Annotated in this window: 8 protein-coding genes; all 8 read left to right on the top strand. The window is 42.0% G+C overall.

The features are described 5' to 3' along the window. A partial coding sequence (locus Q0256_RS05370) for a hypothetical protein (protein WP_297960833.1) occupies positions 1-185 on the top strand: 185 nt, incomplete at its 5' end. Positions 186-225: 40 nt separating this feature from the next. Next, positions 226-1,077, top strand: coding sequence for an ArdC-like ssDNA-binding domain-containing protein (locus tag Q0256_RS05365; RefSeq protein ID WP_297960830.1), 852 nt, complete (start codon positions 226-228; stop codon positions 1,075-1,077). A 55-nt stretch (positions 1,078-1,132) separates the two neighbouring features. Then, positions 1,133-1,408 carry a hypothetical protein gene (locus Q0256_RS05360; protein ID WP_297960827.1) on the top strand — a complete coding sequence of 92 codons (276 nt, stop codon included), beginning with the start codon at positions 1,133-1,135 and terminating at the stop codon, positions 1,406-1,408. A 1-nt stretch (position 1,409) separates the two neighbouring features. Beyond that, positions 1,410-2,621 (top strand): type IV secretion system protein, encoded by a 1,212-nt coding sequence (locus Q0256_RS05355; protein WP_297960824.1) that lies wholly within the window; start codon positions 1,410-1,412, stop codon positions 2,619-2,621. Positions 2,622-2,658: 37 nt separating this feature from the next. Next, on the top strand, positions 2,659-3,090 hold the full coding sequence (gene ssb, locus Q0256_RS05350) for a single-stranded DNA-binding protein (protein WP_297960821.1): 432 nt from the start codon (positions 2,659-2,661) through the stop codon (positions 3,088-3,090). A 9-nt stretch (positions 3,091-3,099) separates the two neighbouring features. Beyond that, positions 3,100-5,052, top strand: coding sequence for a type IA DNA topoisomerase (locus Q0256_RS05345; RefSeq protein WP_297960818.1), 1,953 nt, complete (start codon positions 3,100-3,102; stop codon positions 5,050-5,052). Between the two features lies 1 nt (position 5,053). Next, entirely contained in the window at positions 5,054-5,428 is a 375-nt protein-coding gene (locus tag Q0256_RS05340; RefSeq protein WP_297960815.1) for a hypothetical protein, read from the top strand. After that, positions 5,425-5,983: adenine-specific methyltransferase EcoRI family protein (locus tag Q0256_RS05335; protein WP_297960812.1), on the top strand; the 559-nt coding region annotated here is incomplete at its 3' end. The genes Q0256_RS05340 and Q0256_RS05335, both read left to right, overlap by 4 nt.

Genomic DNA, 5,983 nt, shown 5'->3' with positions numbered 1-5,983 from the left:
CAGAAAAGCAAGAGCAAGAAAAGGCATACAAAGAGTATGAGAAAAATCTTGCCGAGCGATTTGCGACAAGCGAAGACGGCGAGTTTGAAATCAGCGACGGCGAGAGCAAGGAATGGGAATATTTAAATAAGTCCCACCAAAGCATGGAGGTCGCCGATCAAGACGAGCCCAATACCGACTCATAGCCCAAAAGCTATGAGTAAACGACAGACGCAAGGATAAAAAATGGCAACGGAACAAGAGAAAAAGAGTTGGGAGCAGATGAGTAATGCCGAGAAAAAAGAGAGCTTCGATAAATATATGAAGTATAAACTTTTTGAAGCTCATAAGACCGCAAAAGCGGATTGGCAAAGGGATATGAGCAAGGAAGAGGTGGATAACACCATGCCTTACAATGCCTTGACCGGCAAAACATATTCAAGAGAGACCAGTATGCTTTTAAGGGCGGAGATGGCTATAAAAGGCTACGACGAGCCTCAATTCGTAACGATGGAGCAAGGTAACGCAATGGGTGGGGTGCTAAAGCTCAAGCACGACGAGCAAACCGGCGAAATTTTAAAAACCAAAAACGGCCTACAAGCAAGAGTGGACGGCGTTAAAATGCTTTATATCGCAGATCACGAGCTAAGGCCGAAACTGGACAAAGACGGCAAAGAGGTTATAGCAGCAGTCAAAGACAAAGACGGCAACGTTAGACTCGATGAAAATACCGGCAAGGCGATCACGTACGTAGTCAGGGAAAAAATCCCGATAAAGCCGCGATTGGAGACGAAAACGCTCTATCATGTAAGTCAATTCGACGGGCTAAACGAAGAAAAAATCAAGGAGCGGGATCTAACTGCCATCCAAAACTACCGAGAGGCGGCCAAGAACCAAGCATACGAAGTCAGAATAGACTACAGCAAGACATTGGGGATAGGCGGAAATTTAGCAAAGCAGCTAGACAACCTAACTATGGCTCAAATCAAAGGCGTAGACTACTATAACCCGGCGCAAAGGCTTGATATGTCCAAAGAAGCCGAGAAAGCTAAAAAGCAGACTAGGCAAAAAGATAAGGGCATAGAACAAGGCAGGTAAGCTAAACCAAACTTAGGGTAGACGGGGCGAAAGCCCCAAATTTAAAGGGATTAAAATGTTATTTGAATTTTTGAATTTTTTAGGAGTCGGCGACGGAATGATTGCCAAAAAGCAACCGATAAGCGCGGATGACGTAAGCATAAAAGAGGGAGCTGAAGAGTTTATCATCGAGATGCAAAGCCCGTATTTTCAAGAAGAGATCACTACCGAGACGATAATGAAAGACGGCAAGAAAATAGAAATCAAAAAGATAAAAACCTCAGAACCGCTAGATAACAATAAAGTGCTAATATCGATAAAAACTTACAAAAAAGATATAACGAGGGCGTAAGATGGCACAACAGCAAGTAGCGAAAACGCTTTTAACGGATAGCAACTGGATAAACAAAACTCAAGCCGTTATGCAAGAGAACGTAATGAGCTTGTTTGAAAAATTTTATCAAGGAGCTCACGATTTGGTTTATTCGACCGCCACGACGACGATCGTAATATTAATAGTCGTATTTTGGCTGTTGGATAAGCTAAAAAACGGCTATCCAACGCGAGAGGAAACATTTAACGCTATAAAATATATAATCAAACTTTGTTTCATTTTTGCGGTTCTTAGTTCATTTAGCGCATATACTGGCGCTTTATATATCCTAACTATACCAGAAAACATGATAACCGCGACGGTAAGCTCTATTTTTCAGAGTCAAGACTTCGGAACGATCGTGACGGAGTCGGCCAATAGAGTGGATAATTTAAGAGTATTGATGTGGGATTATGGAACAAAAGAATATCTAAAAGGCTCAGCTTGGTCAATATTCGGATTTAACATAAATGGCCCGAGCGATTACTTAATGGCGGGAGTCGTAACGGCATTTTTAATGATCCCGTTTTGGATATTTTACTTAGTATTTTTCATTCTATTAATCGGCATCACGATCGTTATATTTTTTAGCAAATTCGTAGCGTTTCTGATATTAAGTACGCTGCCGTTGGTGCTGCCGTTTTTGATTACGCCGCGCTTTTTGCCGTATTTGTGGAGCTGGTACAAGCTATACTTATCATACGCCATAATAGCTCCTTTGGCGTTTATCGCTTTAAATTTGGCAATGAACCCGATCACGGAGCTTGAGAAATATCAAAACGTCATAGGCGAATTATTTATAAAGCAGTTTGAATATTTGATTACTGGAGCAATTACTTGCATAACTGCGCTTTTCATAATCAGAAAAATACCAAATTGGATAAATGCGGTACTAGGAACACAGATGGAAAGCGGAGCAGGCGGAGTAGTGGCAGGCGCAGTAGCAGGCGGCATAGCCGGAAAGACTTTGCTGGGCGGACTAGCTAGAAAAGCGACAGGCGGCAGCTTTATCGGCGGAGCGTTGCAAAGCTTCGGCAAGGCTACCGGCGGGAATGCGGTAGGACAAATCACGAAAGCCGGAATAGACGCGAGCGTAAATCTTGGAAAAGATATAGGCAAAGGCACGAAAATGCTAGGAAAAGGCGTATATGATGCTTATAAAGTATTTCGCGGCGGATACGCGGTGCCGTAAGGCTAAAATTTAGAAAATTCTTTTAAAAGGGGTAAAAATGTTCGCACAAGCTACAATCATAGGAAATTTAACCAAAGATATAGAGCTCAGATACACGGCAAGTGGTATGGCCATAGGCAATACCGCAATAGCCTCGACACACAAATTTAATGCGGCAAACGGCGAGAAGCGGGAAGAGACGTGCTTTATAGACGTAACTTTTATGGGTAAAAGCGCGGAAATAGCCAATCAGTACCTGGCTAAGGGTTCAAGGATATTCATCGAGGGGCGGCTGAAATTCGACCGATGGACGGACAATAACGGACAAAACAGAAGCAAGCATAGCGTGATCGTCGATAAAATGATAATGCTTGATACCAAAGATAAGCAAGAAGCCGGGCAAAACGAGCAAGCCCATCCTGCACCGCAGATGGAAAACGAATATACAGATAACGCGCAAGACGCGCCATTCGAGCAAAATTTTAATTAAGGAGTAAATATGAGCGATGCCGTAATCATCATCGAAAGCCCTAATAAGTGCGACAAGATAGAACATATAACGGGCGCGAAGGTTTACGCCACAAAAGGACATTTTAAAGAGCTAGCAAAGGAGATAGTGGTCGATTATACCGGCTATGAGCCGATATTTGAGATGAAAGAGCAAAGCAAGCATAGAATGAACGAAATTTTTAATGACTGCAAAGGCAAAGACGTCATCATAGCCACCGACCCGGATCGAGAAGGATACGGCATAGGCTACATGGTTTATGAGACGATTAAAAATGTCGCAAAAAGCGTAAAGCGCGCCGAATTCCACGAGATTACCGAAAGCGGCATCAAAAAAGGACTAGATAAAGCCGTGCCGTTTTCAAGCTCGAATTTAAAAGAATTTGATAGCTTTAAAGCGCGAGCGGTGGGCGATAAGCTAGTGGGCTTTATCATGTCGCCGGCCTACATCAATAAGCTCAACGATAAAAATTTATCCGTCGGCAGAGTCCAAACGCCGGCGCTCGCTTTGATCGTAAAAAGAGAGCTTGAAATAAAAGAATTTTTGGCAAGCCCTGCTTCAAAACAGATCGACTACAAAATCAAAACAAAGCTAAAAACTAGCAGCGGCGTAGAATTTACGGCCGTTAACGATAATATTTTTATCTCAAAAGACGAAGCGAACGCAAAAATCGCCGAACTTGGCGGCAGCAGAGCAAAAGTCTATCAAATAGATACGAAACAAAGCCAAATCAAGCCGCAAGCTCCGTTTAGAACCAGCCAAATGCAAGAGACGGCAAATAAAAGACTAGGCTTTAGCTCTGATAAGACAATGAGCCTAGCTCAAAAGCTATTCGAAAAAGGCCTCATCACGTATCATAGAACCGATAGCAACACCATATCGGACGAGTTTATAAATGAGGTAGAAGCTAAATTTAAAGGGCAAGAATGGTACGAGAAAAAAATATATAAAGCCGGCAGCCAAAGCCAAGCGGAGGCTCACGAAGCGATCCGTATAAGCCATGTGCACGATTATGGCGAGATTGATGAGATCGCCGTGCGCGAAAGCCTAACGGATGACGAAAAATCGCTTTATGAGCTTATTTTTCTAAATTCAGTCCTAAGTCAAGCCAAAAACGCCATAAACGAAAACAAAACATACGATATAGACGTCAAGGCTCTAAGCTTTAAGGCCAAGACCGGCAAATGCATTTATAAAGGCTTTAAGGGGGCTTTAAAAGAGCAAGCGGACGATGAAGACGAGCAGGACAAAGAGGTGACGGAAATAGAGCTAAATTTAAATCAAGGCGATGAAGTCGAGGTGTTAGGCTTTGAGCTACAAGAAGTTAAAAAACAAGCTCCGCAACACTACAAGGAAAGCAATTTTATCTCCCTTTTAGAAAAAGAGGGTATCGGTAGACCAAGCACGTATGCAACGTTTCTGCCTACGCTTTTAAAACGAGAATTCGTGATTATCGAGGCCAAAGGCAAAAATCAAAACATAGTGGCCACGAATAAGGGGATAAGCTTCATCGAAAGCGTTAAAAAGGACGACGAGTGGATCACGCAAAGCGAATTTACGAAACATATGGAAAGCGTACTAGACGAAATAAGCAGCGGTAAAGTAAATTATCTCGATTTCATAAAGCCGCTGCACGAGAAAATGGGCTTTAAAGAGCTAAATAGCGGCGAGACCAAACCTCCGAGCGAGGCTCAGCTAAATTTTGCGAAAAGCATAGCTTCGGATTTAAAAATAGCATTACCGGACGGCATAGAAGCAGACTGGAAAATTTGCTCGGATTTTATAAATAAAAATAAAGACAAAGCCATCCGCCCGCCGAGCGACAAACAAATCAAACTAGCGCAAGATCTAGCAAAAGATAAAAAGCTGGAGCTACCCAAAGGTTACGATACCGATCTGAAAATTTGTAAGGCGTTTATAGAAAAGGCATTGAGGAGGAAATAACATGGTTGTGGACAACACCGAAATCTTTTTTCGTGTTTGCCGTAAAACGACAATCGATGAAGAGCAAGATATAGCCGGGTTTTATTTCGGTAAAGAATATAAAGACACGTTGAACCCTGTATTTTTTGATATTTTTAAAAAATACAGGAGAAACTTAGAAAGTCGTTATGAGTGTATTATCGGCAAAGATGATTTTATATGCTTTGCAACGCAAAATAAGAAAAAATTTATTAAAGAGTTTGGCAGCGTACGTTCAGAACTCGCTTCATTTTTAGAGCATTATTTAAATGATCCAGAAGCTGATTATTTTGAAATTTGCTTTTTAAAATCGTATTTCGATACAAAAAGCAAAACGGGACAAAAAGGGAAAGAATGAGCCAAATTTCAACCCAAAACGAGCTGGTCGAGCAAGGCTGGATGGCAGATAAAGAAAAGAGAGCCAATGTATATTTTATGAAAGCCAAATACGAGATCGACGACGAGTTTTATACTAGCTTTGACGAGATCAGAGAAGAGCTACGAGACTACAAAGCGCACTTTAAGGGCAAAATCGTAGTCTGCCCGTGCAATGACGGCAAAAATAGCAACTTTTATAGGTATTTCGCCTTAAATTTTAAAACTTTGGAGCTAAAAAAGCTGATCACGACGACGTTTAACATCAACGAGCTAAACTCGAAAGGCACGAAAATAGAGATCACGAGTGACGGCATGAGCGAAACGCAGTTGCGCGGTCGGGGCGACTTTCGCAGCGACGAAGTAAAGGAGATAATCGCGCAAGCCGACATCATTGTAACCAATCCGCCCTTCTCCCTTTTTAGAGAGCTTATAGATATAGCTCAAAGCGGTCGAAAGAAATTTTTAATCGTAGGCGGAACGTATTCGATTACCTATAAAAAGATATTTGAGCTATACAAAAATAACCAAATTTGGC

The sequence above is a fragment of the uncultured Campylobacter sp. genome, from assembly GCF_937949835.1.
In the GTDB taxonomy this organism is placed as follows: Bacteria; Campylobacterota; Campylobacteria; order Campylobacterales; family Campylobacteraceae; genus Campylobacter_B.
This window is presented reverse-complemented; position numbering and strand designations above follow the sequence as displayed.

What these genes read in the sequence shown, in the direction of transcription:
- Q0256_RS05365 (WP_297960830.1), top strand. Translation starts at nt 226, where the DNA reads ATGGCAACGGAACAAGAGAAAAAGAGTTGGGAGCAGATGAGTAATGCC.
- Q0256_RS05360 (WP_297960827.1), top strand. Translation starts at nt 1,133, where the DNA reads ATGTTATTTGAATTTTTGAATTTTTTAGGAGTCGGCGACGGAATGATT.
- Q0256_RS05355 (WP_297960824.1), top strand. Translation starts at nt 1,410, where the DNA reads ATGGCACAACAGCAAGTAGCGAAAACGCTTTTAACGGATAGCAACTGG.
- ssb (WP_297960821.1), top strand. Translation starts at nt 2,659, where the DNA reads ATGTTCGCACAAGCTACAATCATAGGAAATTTAACCAAAGATATAGAG.
- Q0256_RS05345 (WP_297960818.1), top strand. Translation starts at nt 3,100, where the DNA reads ATGAGCGATGCCGTAATCATCATCGAAAGCCCTAATAAGTGCGACAAG.
- Q0256_RS05340 (WP_297960815.1), top strand. Translation starts at nt 5,054, where the DNA reads ATGGTTGTGGACAACACCGAAATCTTTTTTCGTGTTTGCCGTAAAACG.